The sequence below is a fragment of the Streptantibioticus ferralitis genome, from assembly GCF_029223525.1.
Lineage (GTDB): Bacteria > Actinomycetota > Actinomycetes > Streptomycetales > Streptomycetaceae > Streptantibioticus_A > Streptantibioticus_A ferralitis.
Genome location: NZ_JARHTQ010000004.1, coordinates 64693 through 79965 on the forward strand (window position 1 = coordinate 64693; position 15273 = coordinate 79965).

The 15273-nt window shown below is 67.5% G+C and carries 17 protein-coding genes; 14 read left to right on the forward strand and 3 right to left on the reverse strand.

What is annotated here, in order from left to right:
• Positions 1–39: 39 nt before the first annotated feature.
• Entirely contained in the window at positions 40–996 is a 957-nt protein-coding gene (locus P2L57_RS07585; RefSeq protein ID WP_275810318.1) for a GlxA family transcriptional regulator, read from the reverse strand.
• 113 nt (positions 997–1109) lie between these two features.
• Between P2L57_RS07585 and P2L57_RS07590 the strand changes: the two genes are divergently transcribed.
• The 4 genes from P2L57_RS07590 to P2L57_RS07605 all read left to right on the forward strand — a co-directional run bounded on the left by P2L57_RS07590 (position 1110) and on the right by P2L57_RS07605 (position 5816).
• Positions 1110–1406 carry a putative quinol monooxygenase gene (locus P2L57_RS07590; protein ID WP_275810321.1) on the forward strand — a complete coding sequence of 99 codons (297 nt, stop codon included), beginning with the start codon at positions 1110–1112 and terminating at the stop codon, positions 1404–1406.
• A 700-nt stretch (positions 1407–2106) separates the two neighbouring features.
• Entirely contained in the window at positions 2107–3552 is a 1446-nt protein-coding gene (locus tag P2L57_RS07595; RefSeq protein ID WP_275810324.1) for a glyceraldehyde-3-phosphate dehydrogenase, read from the forward strand.
• Positions 3553–4084: 532 nt separating this feature from the next.
• Positions 4085–4267 carry a hypothetical protein gene (locus tag P2L57_RS07600; protein WP_275810327.1) on the forward strand — a complete coding sequence of 61 codons (183 nt, stop codon included), beginning with the start codon at positions 4085–4087 and terminating at the stop codon, positions 4265–4267.
• A gap of 667 nt (positions 4268–4934) precedes the next feature.
• A complete protein-coding gene (locus tag P2L57_RS07605) occupies positions 4935–5816 on the forward strand; it encodes an endo alpha-1,4 polygalactosaminidase (protein ID WP_275810331.1) in 882 nt (293 codons plus the stop codon).
• A gap of 95 nt (positions 5817–5911) precedes the next feature.
• Here P2L57_RS07605 and P2L57_RS07610 read toward each other — a convergent pair whose 3' ends face one another.
• Positions 5912–6670, reverse strand: coding sequence for a DUF2306 domain-containing protein (locus P2L57_RS07610; protein ID WP_275810334.1), 759 nt, complete (start codon positions 6668–6670; stop codon positions 5912–5914).
• 151 nt (positions 6671–6821) lie between these two features.
• On the opposite strand from P2L57_RS07610, the gene P2L57_RS07615 reads away from it, so the two are divergent.
• The 5 genes from P2L57_RS07615 (at position 6822) to P2L57_RS07640 (ending at position 10366) form a co-directional block, all read left to right on the forward strand.
• Complete coding sequence (locus P2L57_RS07615) at positions 6822–7412, forward strand: TetR/AcrR family transcriptional regulator (RefSeq protein ID WP_275810337.1); 591 nt, start codon at positions 6822–6824, stop codon at positions 7410–7412.
• A 421-nt stretch (positions 7413–7833) separates the two neighbouring features.
• Complete coding sequence (locus P2L57_RS07625) at positions 7834–8775, forward strand: helix-turn-helix domain-containing protein (RefSeq protein WP_275810340.1); 942 nt, start codon at positions 7834–7836, stop codon at positions 8773–8775.
• Positions 8747–9664 carry an aldo/keto reductase gene (locus P2L57_RS07630; RefSeq protein ID WP_275810343.1) on the forward strand — a complete coding sequence of 306 codons (918 nt, stop codon included), beginning with the start codon at positions 8747–8749 and terminating at the stop codon, positions 9662–9664. The genes P2L57_RS07625 and P2L57_RS07630 overlap by 29 nt, the downstream gene beginning before the upstream one ends.
• 16 nt (positions 9665–9680) lie before the next feature.
• Positions 9681–10052 carry an SRPBCC family protein gene (locus tag P2L57_RS07635; RefSeq protein WP_275810346.1) on the forward strand — a complete coding sequence of 124 codons (372 nt, stop codon included), beginning with the start codon at positions 9681–9683 and terminating at the stop codon, positions 10050–10052.
• Between the two features lie 2 nt (positions 10053–10054).
• On the forward strand, positions 10055–10366 hold the full coding sequence (locus P2L57_RS07640) for a Rossmann-fold NAD(P)-binding domain-containing protein (RefSeq protein WP_275810349.1): 312 nt from the start codon (positions 10055–10057) through the stop codon (positions 10364–10366).
• A gap of 8 nt (positions 10367–10374) precedes the next feature.
• On the opposite strand, the gene P2L57_RS07645 is transcribed toward P2L57_RS07640, so the two are convergent.
• Positions 10375–11226, reverse strand: coding sequence for an SDR family NAD(P)-dependent oxidoreductase (locus P2L57_RS07645; protein WP_275810352.1), 852 nt, complete (start codon positions 11224–11226; stop codon positions 10375–10377).
• A gap of 512 nt (positions 11227–11738) precedes the next feature.
• On the opposite strand from P2L57_RS07645, the gene P2L57_RS07650 reads away from it, so the two are divergent.
• From P2L57_RS07650 to P2L57_RS40615, 5 genes are all read left to right on the forward strand, one after another.
• Positions 11739–13133 carry an FAD-dependent oxidoreductase gene (locus P2L57_RS07650; protein WP_275810355.1) on the forward strand — a complete coding sequence of 465 codons (1395 nt, stop codon included), beginning with the start codon at positions 11739–11741 and terminating at the stop codon, positions 13131–13133.
• A gap of 238 nt (positions 13134–13371) precedes the next feature.
• The gene (locus P2L57_RS07655) at positions 13372–13764 is read left to right on the forward strand and encodes a thiol-disulfide oxidoreductase DCC family protein (protein WP_275810358.1); all 393 of its coding nucleotides are present in this window, start codon (positions 13372–13374) and stop codon (positions 13762–13764) included.
• Positions 13765–13980: 216 nt separating this feature from the next.
• Positions 13981–14265 (forward strand): alpha/beta fold hydrolase, encoded by a 285-nt coding sequence (locus P2L57_RS07660; RefSeq protein WP_275810361.1) that lies wholly within the window; start codon positions 13981–13983, stop codon positions 14263–14265.
• A gap of 32 nt (positions 14266–14297) precedes the next feature.
• Positions 14298–14543 (forward strand): hypothetical protein, encoded by a 246-nt coding sequence (locus P2L57_RS07665; protein ID WP_275810364.1) that lies wholly within the window; start codon positions 14298–14300, stop codon positions 14541–14543.
• A 5-nt stretch (positions 14544–14548) separates the two neighbouring features.
• Positions 14549–15091 carry a Clp protease N-terminal domain-containing protein gene (locus P2L57_RS40615; protein WP_372515642.1) on the forward strand — a complete coding sequence of 181 codons (543 nt, stop codon included), beginning with the start codon at positions 14549–14551 and terminating at the stop codon, positions 15089–15091.
• The last annotated feature ends 182 nt before the right edge of the window (positions 15092–15273 follow it).

Below are 15273 nucleotides of genomic sequence, written 5' to 3' on the forward strand. Positions count from 1 at the left end.
ACAGTCCGCGTCGCCGACGACAGCTGAGCCCGAAGGCCGTCAGATGCCTCGAAGGCTCGTCGTGGTTTTGCCGGTGCGTTCGCGAAGGAGTACGCGCAGGGTGTTGGGGTGTTCGTAGCCGACTTTGCGGGCGATGGTTTCCAGGGACAGTTCGGTGGTGCGCAGCAGGTGCGATGCTCGTTCGATCCTGAGGTCCTGGACGAAGCGGATGGGTGAGGTTCCCAGGGTGCGCTGGACGGAGCGTTGCAGTGTGCGGTTGCTGACGCCGATGGCCTTGGCGGCGTCGGGGATGTTGATGGGTTCGCCGAGGCGTTCACGGGCCCAGCGTTCGAAGGCCGCGACGGTCGGATCGCTTTGCGCCAGGGCGCTGGGGATGGTGTAGGCGGACTGCGACGGGCGTTCGTCGATGACCAGGTAGCGGGCCACCAGGTCGGCCAGCGCGGGGCTGCTGGCCCGGACGATCGACAGGGCGAGGTCGACATGTCCGAAGGCCGCGCCGGCGGTGGTGACGCCGTCCGAATCGATGACCATCCGGCTTTGATCGATCTGGACCGCTGGGTACCGCGCGCGGAAGGCCGGTGCCAGCCACCAACTCGTCGTCGCGCGCAGACCGTTCAGGATTCCCGCCTCGGCGAGGAGGAAGGTTCCGGTGCAGGCGGAGGCGATGGGTGTGCCGCGTTCTCGGGCTTGGGCGATCTGGTTGCGGACGGGGAGTGATGGGTCTGCGCTGATGTGGTCGAGCAGTGCTGTGGGGCGGCGCTCGGCCAGGGCGGGGACGATCAGCAGGTCCGCTGCTTCGGCGTGGGCGAGGGGTTCGGTGTCGACCAGGTGCCCGGCTCCGGTGCGTACCTGGGGTTGGGGGCCGATCGTGGTCACGTTCCAGGATGGTGGTTCGCGGATCTCCTCGCCCATGGCGTTGGCGCCGTCCAGTACGTCGAGGATCGCCGCGAGTCCGGAGTCGAAGACGCCGTCGTAGACGAGTACCGCTACCTCCATGACGTAAACGCTATCAGTGATGTCGTTTCTGCCACTGATGTGGTTGCTGATCAGCGCCGTAGGTTCGCTGTGTGCCGGATACCCGGCAGTTCCCATAGCGAGGAGTGACCACGATGAAGATCGGTCTGCTGGCGCGTATCGAGGCCAAGCCGGAGTACGCCGACAAGGTCGAGGCGATGCTGCGTGAGGCGGTGGCGTTGGCCGAGCGGGAGCAGCACACGGTGACCTGGTTCTCGTTCCGCCAGGACGCCACCACCTTCGGGGTGTTCGACACCTTCAACGACGAGCAGGGTCGTCAAGCACACCTGGAGGGCCGGATCGCCGCCGCGTTGATGGGTGCGGCGCAGACCATGCTGCGTTCGGCTCCGGTCATCACCCCGGTGGATCTGCTGGGAGTGAAGGTCTCCTGACGGCTCGGTGGACCCCGTCTGAGCGAGGAGGCGGAGAGTGCAGATGACAGCGACCACCCGCTTGCACCCACGCGCGTCTCGTTCGAAACGCATCATGTGGTGATCGTGATCTCCATGCCGTGTCCGTGTCGCGCACGGACACGGCGGAGAGGTCGGGAACGATCACGTCTGCGCCAAGCTCAAGCTCCGGCGCGCTGTACGTGGTTGTCAATCCCACGGTGAGGATGCCGCCGACTCGATCGCCTGGGCAGCTGCCTGACCGTGGCTCCGGCGGTTCAGCCCTGGGGGCTCTGCATCACTGGTCCGGGCCGGGGTCGCCGCCCTCGGCGCGGATCACGGGGCGGTCGCGATGGCGGACCGTCAAGTGAGGTCGCGAACCCGGGCGCACGGTGATCTTCGCCGCCCGGCAGCGGCCTACGCCACGCGTCCAGGAAATCGGCAGGTACTGCGCTCTGCCCCGGCCGACGGTCCGCCGAGCGGGTCGATGCGATCACTCGGCGGCGAGGCCGACGAGTCGCGCGCAGGGGTGTACCGGAGCAAATCATTGCAAACTTGAACACCTCCCCCCATGCCGAACCCATTCCCGGTCCGGCGCGGCCATGGGGCCCGTTCGCGGCATCCCGCTCAGGTGGCACCGTTGGAATGATCAAAAGGGTGGGGCGTTAGCATATGAGCACCGCCTAGCTCGAAAGAGAAACCTGTGACTGTCAACGAGGACACGTTCACCGACTGGAAGTGCCGCGAGGAGATCGCGGAGTCGATGATCCCCATGATCGGGAAGCTGCATCGGGAGCGGGACGTCACGGTCCTGCTGCACAGCCGCTCCTTGGTGAACAAGTCGGTGGTCAGCATCCTCAAGACCCACCGATTCGCCCGGCAGATCGCCGGTGAAGAACTTTCGGTCACCGAGACGCTGCCGTTCCTGGAGGCTCTCACCACGCTCGATCTCGGTCCTTCCCAGATCGACATCGGCATGCTCGCCGCGACGTACAAGACCGACGACCGTGGTCTCTCGGTGGAGGAGTTCACCGCCGACGCCGTCGCCGGCGCCACGGGTGCCGACAAGATCGAGCGCCGCGAGCCGCGCGACGTCGTCCTCTACGGGTTCGGCCGCATCGGCCGTCTCCTCGCCCGCCTGCTCATCGAGAAGGCCGGCTCCGGCAACGGCCTGCGGCTGCGCGCCATCGTCGTCCGCAAGGGCGCCGGTCAGGACATCGTCAAGCGCGCCTCGCTGCTGCGCCGTGACTCCATCCACGGCCAGTTCCAGGGCACGATCACCGTCGACGAGGCGAACAGCAAGATCATCGCCAATGGCAACGAGATCGCGGTGATCTACTCCGACGACCCGACGTCGGTGGACTACACGGCATACGGCATCAAGGACGCCATCCTCATCGACAACACCGGCAGGTGGCGCGACCGTGAGGGCCTGTCGAAGCACCTCCGCCTCGGCATCGCCAAGGTCGTCCTGACCGCGCCGGGCAAGGGCGACGTCCCCAACGTCGTCCATGGCGTCAACCACGACATGATCAAGCCGGACGAGCAGATCCTCTCCTGTGCGTCCTGCACCACCAACGCGATCGTCCCGCCGCTGAAGGCGATGGCGGACGAGTACGGCGTCCTGCGCGGCCACGTGGAGACCGTCCACTCGTTCACCAACGACCAGAACCTGCTGGACAACTACCACAGCTCCGACCGCCGCGGCCGCTCGGCGCCGCTCAACATGGTCATCACCGAGACCGGTGCCGCCTCCGCCGTCGCCAAGGCGCTGCCCGACCTCAAAGCGAAGATCACCGGTAGCTCGATCCGCGTCCCGGTGCCGGACGTCTCGATCGCGATCCTCAACCTGCAACTCGCGCGCGAGACCACCCGCGAGGAGGTCCTCGACTACCTCCGCAACGTGTCGCTGACCTCACCGCTCAAGCGCCAGATCGACTTCATCAGCGCCCCCGACGCGGTCTCCAGCGACTTCATCGGCTCGCGCCACGCCTCGATCGTCGATGCCGGCGCGACCAAGGTCGAGGGCGACAACGCGATCCTCTACCTCTGGTACGACAACGAGTTCGGCTATTCCTGCCAGGTCGTCCGCGTCGTCCAGGCCGTCTCCGGGGTGGAGTACCCGACCTACCCGGCCCCGGCGGTCTGACGGACTGTCCGATTCGGTGTTCCGGCAAGCCGGGTGGCAGTGCGGCGGGAACCGGTCCCGACCGCACTGCTGGAAACTACAGGCCATCCTGACCTGTAGTTTCTCCCCTCACTCTTCGGTGCGTCGTACATGCTCCTGAGGCTTTCGGCGTGATACTGGGGAGCACCACACGCACCGCGAAACACCCCATCAGTTGGGACCCGGTACGGACGCCCTTGCCGTCGAGCCACCCGCAGGCGGTGGAGGCGGCGATGCCGATCGACACCCGTCGGACACCCAACCCAAGGCACGAAGGACCCGCCCAGTCCAGGCTTGACCCCGGATCCGCAGAGGCCCCGCAGCTGCGTCCCACGCGTCCGCCGTCACTTGCGGCCCGAGGGATCTACGGCTGCCCGATCTGTCCACAACTAGCGTGTTGACCGCCGCTGCGGTTGATTCGGCAGGGGAGGAACACCGGAAACCGTCCCACCGCGGAGTCCTGCCACCGCCCCTACCGCACCGACGCGGTCAACCCGGCCTGGAGGTGCAGCTCGTGTCCACTTATGCACAACTCCTGCACGACGCATATGTGTTGGTCGGGGCCACCGGCACGCTGTATGCGGCCACCGTCGCCATTGTGGCCGGTGTCTGCGTACTCGCCAGGAAGCCGCAGCGGCGTCGCGACGCCCGCGCGACGCTCGAACTGCTCCTTCGGCAGCAGCCGCGCAGCCGCTGATCCGTTCCTCGTCGAGGTTGGCGATGGGATGGTTGGGGGCGCCGTGCTCACTGTGGACGGCCAGCGCGCCATCCGCTTCGTCGCGGTCGCCGGGGCAGGCGTTGCGGCGATGCCGGATCCGAACTCGCAGCTGCGGCCCGGCGACGGGGACGTCGTATGTCGCTTCGTGAGCGAGCTCATGCGCGGCATGCGGACGCCGTGTCGCCCGACGTTCAGCGCCCGGCAACCGGCTCGGCGATGCCTCGCCAGATGCATTGGCAGCCGTCGGACAGCGGGCCACCGACGATGTCGAGATCGCTGGACGCCGTAGCACGTCCCGAGGCCGCGGAACCGGCCTCCACAGCACTGTCACAGGCCCGTCACAGACACGGCGACGGCGAAACCGCGCAGCAGAGCGGCGCGTATGGCCCCTATTGGGAGTTCGATCCTCAGCAGAACCAGGACATTGATGAAGACACAGCGAATCACCGCAGCCGCCGCGGTTGTCACACCGGCCGCGTCCGCGGCTGCCGTCGGCTTGCGGAGAAGACTTCATCCACCCAGCGCCCGGGGGGACTAACAGGTGCGCCCAGCAAGGAAGAGAACCCGCCCCGAGCCCGGACGGAGTCGCCAGGACAGCGGAAGCGTCCGAGGCGGGGGCGTCACCCACGAATGATGGAGCACTGCGATGACCGCCAACGACACCTTCCGCGCCCGGCGACCGTGGACCGCGGCCATGATGGCCATCGTCGCGGTGGCCGCGGCCACGCTGTCCGCGTGTGACCCCGCGCGGACGAATACCGACAAGCCAGCCGGTAGCACCGAGTCGGCAATCACCACAGAGTCGGCCAACGCAACCAATGTGAAGCTGCCTCCCGTCCACGCGGGCTTCGACTACCAGATCGGTGGCCCCTACGCACCGTCGCCCGGCGTAGCGATCGTCAGTCGCGACCACACGACCGCCCCGGCAGCAGGGCTCTACAGCATCTGCTACGTGAACGCCTTCCAGGCTCAACCGGGCGCTCAGGGTCAGTGGCCCGCCGACCTGTTGCTGCACGACCCGAAGGGCCAGGTCGTCATCGACCACGACTGGAACGAGGCGCTGCTGGACATCACCACGTCCGCCAAACGCACCCGCGTGGCGGCCAGGATCGACCACTGGATCGACGAATGTGCGGGGAAGGGCTACAACGCCGTCGAGCCCGACAACTACGACAGCTACAGCCGCTCGGACGGCCTGCTCACCGCTGACGACGCCAAGGCCTTCATGACCCTGCTGGCCACCCACGCCCACGCGCGCGGGCTGGCCATCGGCCAGAAGAACACCGCCGACCTCGCGGGCAGCAAGGGCCGGACCCATGTGGACTTCGCCGTCGCCGAGGAGTGCGCCGAGTACAACGAATGCGGCACGTACGCTTCAGCTTTCGCCGACCACGTCGTCGTGATCGAGTACACCGACCAAGGCCTGCACAAGGCATGCTCCGCTTTCGGCAAGCGGCTGAGCATCGTCCGCCGGGACAGGGACGTGACCACCCCGGGCGACGCCGGCTACGTCCGCAAGACGTGCTAGACGTACCCACTCGCAGGGGTGCGGCGGCACGGCATGTTGATGTGGTGCGGCATGAACGTCGCCGTGGCGTCAGCGGGAGGCCTCCGCCCCGGGCTTCACGCCCGTGCGATGTCACCCGCGGGTTCGATCGCGGCGGCTGACGAGATGTGCATTGCCGGGAGGCCCCGGCGCCTGATCATGATCTCTGCGATGACGACGTTCGGCAGCCAGCAAAGGAAGGGCAACGGGGCGTACGCCTGCGCGAAGATCCTGTTGAAGGCGTCCCCGCCGTGCACGAAGGGCACCTGCGCGAAGATCAGCACGCCGAGCCATGTCCGCAGCGTCACGGCGGCATAGGTCAGCGCGAAGTTGCGGATCATCCATGCCTGGTGGCTGCGAACGTCACGCTGTCGGATGGCACGGTAGCCGCGCCACGCTGTCCATCCCCACAGCACCGCCAACGAGCCGAAGCCGAAGAAGCCGAGGAACCCCACGGAACTGAACATCGACATCACGAACGCTGAGACGGCACCGATCGCGACGGTGATCATGTAGGACCGCCCGATGGCGCGGTGGATTCGTATGTGTCGGTTGCGCAGCCTGCGGGAGAACTGCCAGGGACCCAATGCCAGTGCCAGTCCGGCGAACGCGATGTGAAGGTAGAAGGCCACCTGGATCGGCCATGCCTGGGGAGCGTAGGTGGATGCGAGCCCCACGTGCTGGTGCGCCAGGGCGTCGAGCGTGCCCTGTCCGTACTGGCCGACGAAGTAGCCGGTGATCGCCAGCGAGGACAGGGCGATCCATGCCCAGCTCCACTGCGAACGGCCCATCGGGGAACGCTGCTTGCCTCGTGCGGGGGGTGCGGTCAGGGCCATCGGTGCTCCTAGGTCTCCTAGTGCAACTCCATGATGTGAATGCTTCTAACATAGCAGGAATGTTAGAAGCATTCACATTGTCGGGTCGGATGCCCGCCCGCAGAGGATGATGCCCGCCCGCACCCGAGGCTCCGGTTGCTACCGTGGGCGGATGGGATCCACGCCGGCGACACGCACCAGCTACCACCACGGGGCGCTCCGGCAGGCACTGGTCGACGGAGCAAGGGAGATCCTGGCCGAACGGGGACACGACCAGTTCAGCCTCAACGAGGTCGCGCGCCGGGTCGGCGTGAGCACGTCCGCGCCGTACCGGCACTTCCGCAGCCGAGACGAGCTGTTGGCGGCGGTGGCCGAACAGGGCTACGAGGTCCTTCACCAGTGCCTCGAACGGGCGGCAACGGCCACCGCCGACGCGGGCGAGCGGCTGCTGTGCATGGGTGGGGCGTACGTGCGCTTCGCGCAGGACCATCCGGACCTGTTCGTGACGATGTTCCGCGGCCAGCCGGGTCTCGGTCCGGTCGGTCACGAATCCTTCGATGTCCTGCTGTCGGCTGTTGTCGAGGCTCAGCGGTGCGCCGTCATTCCCACGGCCCCGTCCGCCGAGCTGATGGCCAGGTCCGTTTGGGCCACCGTGCACGGTCTCGCCGTCCTCAGTCTGCGGCAGCCCCACGAGCGCTTCGGCCTGGACGAGCCAGCGGAAGACCTCGCCGCCCGCACCCTGTCAGCACTCCTGGGCCTTTAGGCGGGACGCCGAGCACGGCGCCCGGCCGTACGAACCGGGTTCTCTGCGGCGACGCGGCCGGCCGTCGACGACCTCTTCCCGCTTGATCCGGATCACCCCCTGTTTGAGCAGGCGGTCCAGGGCGCCGTTCAGGGCGCCGGCCAGACGCAGCGGGGGAGAGTACCGGCCCTGCGTTACAGCCTCGGTAGATGCCTGGAGGCGATGGGCAGTGCGGCGCTGTCGCCCAAGCGCGTTGCCCCAACGCGGAGTTGACCTGCGGATGGCGAACGGCGGGGCTCCCCTCGGCATTGCCTGGGAGGGGTGGTCGTCCTCCCGCTGTTGAGCCGCGCTGGCGCGGCGGGGCCTCGCCCCGTGGCACCGGCGCGAGCCTGGGTGCACGGCACCCAGGCTGGTCGCCGTGAGCGCGGTTAGCGTGGAGTGCATGAGCAGGAACGACCTGGGTGACTTCTTGCGGGCTCGCCGCGATCTGGTGTCTCCGGACGAGGTGGGACTCGTCTCGCACACCGCGCGCCGGGTCAAGGGGCTGCGGCGGGAGGAAGTCGCGCTCCTGGCCGGAGTGAGCACCGACTACTACGTACGGCTTGAGCAGGGACGTGAACGGCACCCGTCGGAACAGGTACTGGACGCACTCGCCCGTGCCCTGCGTCTGGACGACGCCGCTTCAACGCATCTGTTCCGGCTCGCCCTGCCGGCGCCGCAGACCGCCCTGACGGTCCCGGTGCCGGAGGTGAGCCCGCAACTGACGCAGCTGATGGACCACTTCGTGGAGGTTCCGGCCTGTGTGGTGAGCCCGGCGCTGGACATCCTGGCCGCCAATCCGGTGGCCCGCCAGCTGTACTGCGGCTTCGCACGCACCGACAATCTGCTGCGGATGATCTTCCTGGACCCGGCTGCCCGGGAGTTCTACAGGGACTGGGACCACGCCGCGCAGGGGGTCGTCGGCAATCTGCGGGCTCTGTCGTCCCCGTTTCCCGACGATCCGCGCGTCACCGAGGTCATCGGGCAGGTGTCACGGCACAGCCCGGCGTTCGCCACCCTGTGGGCCCGCTACGAGGTGCGGCCCCGCACCAGCGAGGACAAGCACCTGTGGCACCCGCAGGTCGGCGACCTGCATCTGCACTACCAGGCGTTCACCGTCACCGGCGCTCCCGGCCAGCAGCTGTTCGTGTACTCCGCGCGGCCCGGCAGCCCCAGCGCGGACGCCCTGGTCCTGCTGCGATCACTCGCCGCGGATCGGGCAGCGGACGGTCCGTCGCATCGGCCACCCCAAGGCGGCACTGCCCGGACACGCCGGACGAGCCCGACACGCACCGAAGAGTACGAGGCACAGACCCATGACGACCGGCACACCGATCGCACATAACTCCGGCACCTTCGAAATCGCCGGGAAGAAGGTGGCCAGGCTCGGCTTCGGCGCCATGCGACTGACCGGACGCGGCATCTGGGGCGAGCCCGCCGACCGCGCCGAGTGCCTCCGGGGCGTGCGCCGCGCCGTCGAACTGGGCGTCCAGCTGATCGACACCGCCGACTCGTACGGCCCGCACGTCAGCGAGGAGATCATCCGGGAGGCGATCCACCCCTATCCCGACGACATCCTGATCGCCACCAAGGCCGGGCTGACCCGCAACGGCCCCGACGTCATCGAAACGGCAGCGGGTCTGGTACGCCTCGGCCCCAGGGCGTGGCCGCCGGTCGGCCGTCCGGAATATCTGCGGCAGCAGGCCGAGATGAGTCTTCGGCGGCTCGGCCTGGACCACATCGACCTGTTCCAGTTGCATCGCGTGGACCCGAAGGTGCCGTTGGAGGAACAGGTGGGCGAGCTGCGGAACCTCCAGGACGAGGGCAAGATCGTCTCGATCGGACTGTCCCAGGTGACCGTCGACCAGATCGACAGGGCACGTCGGATCGCCCCGATCGCCACCGTCCAGAACCGCTACAACCTCACCGACCGCTCCAGCGAGGGCGTCCTCGACTATTGCGCCCGCGAAGGCATCGGCTTCATGCCGTGGGCACCGGTGTCCGCCGGTGAACTCGCCCGGCCGGGCGGCCTGGTGGACGACATCGCCCGCCGCCACGACGCCACACCGGGACAGGTGGCACTGGCCTGGTTGCTGGCCCGTAGCGACAACATCCTGCCGATCCCCGGGACTTCTCGCGTCGCCCACCTGGAGGAGAACCTCGCCGCCGCACAACTCACGCTCGACGCGGAGGAGATCACCGGGCTGACGGAGGCCGCGCAAGAGACGGCATAAGCCGTCGACAGCGTGGGTGGATGACACCCAGGCTCACCCCTTCGCACACCGCTACCGTGGAATCAGCGGCACGAAGACGCCTCGGACAACGCAACGGGTCACGGAAAGCCTTGTCGCGCTCGATGACCACGCACGGTCGCTGGCCTACGACATCGTCCAATCCCCGTATCCCCTCCAGGGCTACCGATCCACCATGCGCGTCATACCGCTGACCAGCACCGGCGAATCCGTCGTCGAATGGGCACTCACCTTCGACTGTGCGCCCCAGGACGCGGAAGAACTGACCGCATCGTTCCGCGATGGTGTCTTCTCCCTCGGCCTGCGTGGCCTTGCCGACTACTTCAGGGGCACCGAGGACGGCTGCTGTCCTCTGGCGACCACCCCGTAGTGGTGAACGTCAGCAGCAGCCCGGGCTCACTCGCCCGCGTCACCGATCCCCAGCGGTTCGAGTCGACGCGGTCGTTCCCGGCCTACAGCTCGTCCAGGAGCGCGGTGAACATGCTCACCGTCCAGTACGCCAAGGCGCTTCCCCAGCTCAGGTTCGACGTCGCCCACCCGGGCTGCACCCGGACCCACCTCAACGGGCACAAGGGCACCAAGACGGTCCAGGAGGGCGCCGAGATCATCCTGCGCATGGCCACGATCGGCCCCGACGGGCCGACCGGAGGCCACTTCGCCGCCGACGGCCCGGTGCCGTGGTGACCGACCACTTACGTTGTGCGGGGCTGGGGCTGCTGGGGCACGGGCAGGTCGTACATCTGGGCGCAGCCGACGCTCATGCCCATCACGAGATCTGCGCGCGGGATCGGCCAGGCCTGCTGCACGGCGGCGCGATTGGCGGGCCCTACGGGCACCAACGGCTGGCCGGACCCCAGGGCCGCGACGGCTTCCGTGGCGACTTGGTGCGGATCCATCAAGGCGACGGGCAAGCCGTCGAGGCGCGGTTCGGTCGCACGCATGGCCGGGGTGTCAGTGGGACCGACCATGGCCACCATCACATCGACTTGACGCTGACCGAGTTCGATCCACAGCGCTTCGCCGAGTGTCTGGACGAAGGACTTCGACGCGGTGTACGCGCCGACGTACGCGCAGCCCGCCATCGACCCGGTCGACGTCATCAAGATGATCCCACCACGTGCGCGCTCGGCCATCGCAGCGCCGAAGTGATGTGCCATCAGGAGCGGGCCGCGACAGTTGAGGTCGATGAGGTACGAGGCTTCCTCAACCGGGCGGTCATGGAACATCCCGATGTGCGGCGAAGCCCCCGCGTTGTAGACGAGCAGACCTATCTCGATGTCGCCCACGTGCGGCTTGAGATCGTCCAGAAGCGAGTCCCTGGTCAAATCCACGCCGGCCGTTCTCACCTCGACCCCGTACGTCTCGACCAGTTCCGTGGCCAAGCTGGTCAACGGCTCCTTGCGGCGGGCGAGGAGAAGCAGGTTCAATCCCCGCTCGGCGAGCAGTCGTGCGTACGCCGCCCCCGTGCCTTCGGAAGCACCGGCAATCAACGCCCAGGGACCGTATCGCCTGACAAATTCATCCTGAGCATCCAACTGGATCACTACCCTTTCGCTGGGGCTTTCACGGAGACCGCGGATTGCGTCGGACAGCGCGTCTCCGGCTCGTTTCAACGTACCTGACGGGACGTCAATGCCGACTGGGCTAGATCATTACGCGCCATGGAAGAGCGTGGTAATTCCCCTTGTCAAGAGCGCGACCATGGCGTCGGTTGTGCCGGAGAGCCTGCCGTCCCGGGCCGTTCACACGTTCGGGCTATCGGAGTGGCTGGCTCGTCGATACGCGTGCGGAGCGCGCGCCTTTGGGCGTTGCGAACCCGGTCGGCGCATGTGCGGGCCGTTCGGTTCTCGTGCAGGCGTGCGATGTCCTTGTGTGTGGTATCCACATGCACCTGATTGGGCCCACCTCGGGCTACCGCCGTTCGGGTTGCTGACCGCGGTGGCGCCGGGCCGGAGGAGGTTGCGGCCTTGAGGTGTTGGTGTTGCTGTTGAGGTGACGAACGCACTGCACCCCTCTCCGCTGATGCCCAGCCCCAAGGAAAAGAACGGGAGTGAGCATGGACTCCGCGAACCGCAGTCTGCGCGCTGATGTCCTGGTCGTCGGCTATGGCAAGGGCGGCAAGACGGTGGCCGCGAAGATGGGTCAGCTCGGCAAGCGGGTCGTGCTTGTGGAGCGGTCGGACCGGATGTACGGAGGTACCTGCCCCAACGTCGGCTGTGTCCCGACGAAGGCGCTCGTCCATCACTCCAACGAACGCAGACCGGAGGACCCGGCCCAGGAGTGGTACGAGCGTTCCGTCGCCAAGGTCCAAGCGGTGACCAAGATGATGCGCGACGGCAACTACCAGGGGCTGAACGGCATGGAGACCGTCACGGTCATCACCGGCCAGGCCGCGTTCATCGACCCGCACACCGTCGGGGTCCAGGCAGGCGGCGAACGCCTCACGGTCACCGCCGAGACCATCTTGATCAACACCGGCTCCGAGCCGATCATCCCCGACATCCCCGGTCTGCGTGACAGCCAGTACACCGTCACCAGCACCGAGCTGATCGAGACCACCGTCCTGCCGGAACGGCTGGTCATCATCGGCGGCGGATACCTCGGCCTGGAGTTCGCCGCGATCTACCGCCGGTTCGGCTCACTGGTGACCGTACTGGAGGAAGCCCCCAAGATCCTGGGCCGCCTCGACGACGACGTGGCCGCCGTCGCCCGGGACATCCTCACCGACGAGGGCATCGAGATCGTCGAGGGCGCGCAGGTGAGGCAGGTACGCGACGGGGACAGCGGCGCGACCGTCGTCTACGACAAGGACGGCCAACAGCACTCCGTGGCGGCCGACGCCGTCCTGGCCGCCACCGGCCGCGCCCCGGTCACCCGCGAGCTGGCCCTGGAGGCGGCCGGGGTCCGTACCACCGAGCGGGGAGCGGTCGAGGTCGACGAGTTCCTGCGCACCAGCCAGCCGCACATCTACGCGCTCGGCGACGTCAACGGCGGTCCGCAGTTCACCTACGTCTCCCTGGACGACAGCCGTATCGTCCTGGACCAACTCGTCGGCCAGGGCAAGCGTTCCACGGCGGACCGGGTGGCCATCCCGCACACGCTGTTCATGACCCCGCCGCTGGCATCCGTCGGGATGACCGAGCAGGAGGCACGCGCGGCCGGGCACCGGCTGAAGATCGCCAGCCAACCGGTCGCCGAGATCATCGCCATGCCACGCGCCTACATCGTCGAGGATCCCCGCGGGGTGATGAAGTTCGTCCTCGACGCCGACACCGACGACATTCTCGGAGCCGTCCTGCTCAGCATCGACGCCCAGGAACTCATCAACACCGTGGCGCTCGCCATGCGGCACGGCGTCAAGGCGGCCGAACTCCGTGACGCCGTCTACCAGCACCCCACCTCCACCGAGGCGTTCAACGACGTACTCGCCACCATCGTGCGAGCCGACTGACCACCAGCCGCTCACTCCTGGCGCGTTGCGGTGGCATACACACCGGACACTGGACGATGTTCTCCCAGCCGCGCGAGCCGGCGCGCGTCCTCGTCGACACGGCCGGGCGGTGAGGCCGCCGCCGCTCTGATGGTCCGGCTCCGTTCGCGCGGTGCCGAGGCGGCCTTGCCGAGCCAAATTCCATGGCACCACGAACCCGTGCCATGCCGCCCTGGCGGAGCACGGCATGATGGCGCTCATGCGGACGCAACCTGTGCTCGTCTACGACGGTGACTGCGGCTTCTGCACGACCTCGGTGACTTTCGCCGAGAAGCGGATTCGGCCCCTCTGCGAGGTCACACCCTGGCAGTTCGCAGAGCTGGACCCGCTCGGCGTGACACAGCGGCGGGCGGAGTACGAACTGCTGTGGATCACTCCCGACGGATCGGTGTACGGCGGCGCCCAGGCCGTCGCGAAGCTCCTGTTGAGCGCGCGCGGCGGCTGGGCTGTTCTGGGGGCGCTGCTGAAACTGCCGCCGATCCGCTGGGCTGCCCACGGCCTTTACCGGATCATCGCTGACAACCGGGACCGAATGCCGGGCGGTACGGCGGCCTGTGCCCTGCCCGCCAGCCGAAGGCCCGGAGCCCGCTGAGCGGGCTTGACGCTGACGGGCAGGCCCGAATGGAGAACGCCTCGTCAGCTGAGGGGCCGAATCGGCGAGCGCATTTCTGATGCCCTTTTGCATCTTCAGTATATGGCCTTCTTTTTGCGTTGTCTATTTTCGAAAAACTTCACCCGTTCATATTTGAGGTCGCGTCAATTGCGGGTAAGTTTTATCGCACCGTTCCAGTGGGGAGATGGTGTGACGGTGAGCGAAGAGAAGGCTCTGAATGTCGGCCCGTCGGGTATCGAGGTGGCCTATGAGCGTTTTGGTGACCCGGGGGCGCCGCCCGTGCTGCTGGTGATGGTCGGCGGAGCGCAGATGATCAACTGGCCGGACGGGTTCTGCGCCGAACTGGTCGGCCGCGGTGTGCAGGTGATCAGGTTCGACAATCGCGACTGCGGTCGTTCGTCGCATTTCCGCGCTGCGCCAGTGCCCGATCTGCACGATGCGTCGGGCCGGTATCGCCCAGGCCGTGTCAGGATTCCTTGACAGGCCAAGATGTGTCAGGCTAACCTGACGTCATGAGTGATGCGGACTCACCGGCCGCCAAACTGGCAGGCCAGGTCACCAACAAGGACCCCGCCATCGGATTGCAGGCTGTCGTCTCGCTGCGGCGCCTGTTGGAAGAACTGGAACGTCTGCACGTGGACAACGCCCGTGAACAGGGCTGGACATGGCAGAGCATCGCGACGGCTCTGCAGGTCAGCAGGCAGTCCGTCCACGAGAAGCACGCGAGCAGGCGCAAGGCCATGGGCAAGGAGGACTAACCAGCGTGTTCGACAAATTCACCGAGCTCGCCAAGCGAGCTGTGATGGCCTCACAAGATGTGGCCGTCTCCATGGGTCACGACTTCATCGGCACCGAGCACATGCTCCTCGGTCTGGCCCAGACCGCGGGGACGGCAGGTGAAGTGCTCCGCGAACACGGCGTGGAGTTGTCGCGAGCGCGCCAGGAGACCGTCCGGCTGCTGGAAGAGGCCGGGGTGGTGGCGACCGGTGGTCAGCCGGCGAAGGACGCCCTCGCCTCGATCGGCATCGACGTCGCCGAGATCCAGCGCCGGGCCGACGACACCTTCGGCCCCGGAGCCTTCCACTTTCCTCGGCCCGCCTACACCCCGCACGCCAAGAAGGCGCTGGAGCTGACCGTACGCGAGGCGATGACCCTCGGGCAGCAGCACTTCGGCACCGAGCACATGCTGCTCGGCCTCCTCGCGGAGGGCGAAGGCGTCGCGATCAAGGTCCTGACCGCACTCGACGTGGACACCGCGGATCTGCGCCAGTCGGTGCTCAACCGCGCGGCTCACCAAGCCTCATAGCTTGACGTAACGCACCCCAACGCGCTGCCCGGCGCTCGTCCGGGCGGCGCGCACAGGCATGTGTAGCGAGTACGGCCAACCTGTCGTCCCGGTCCCGTCGAACCGTCGCCAGGGAGAGGCCCTCGGTAACGGGAGCCGGGAGAGAGCGAGCAACATGCCCCGGCGCGGCGTGAGTTGCTTGT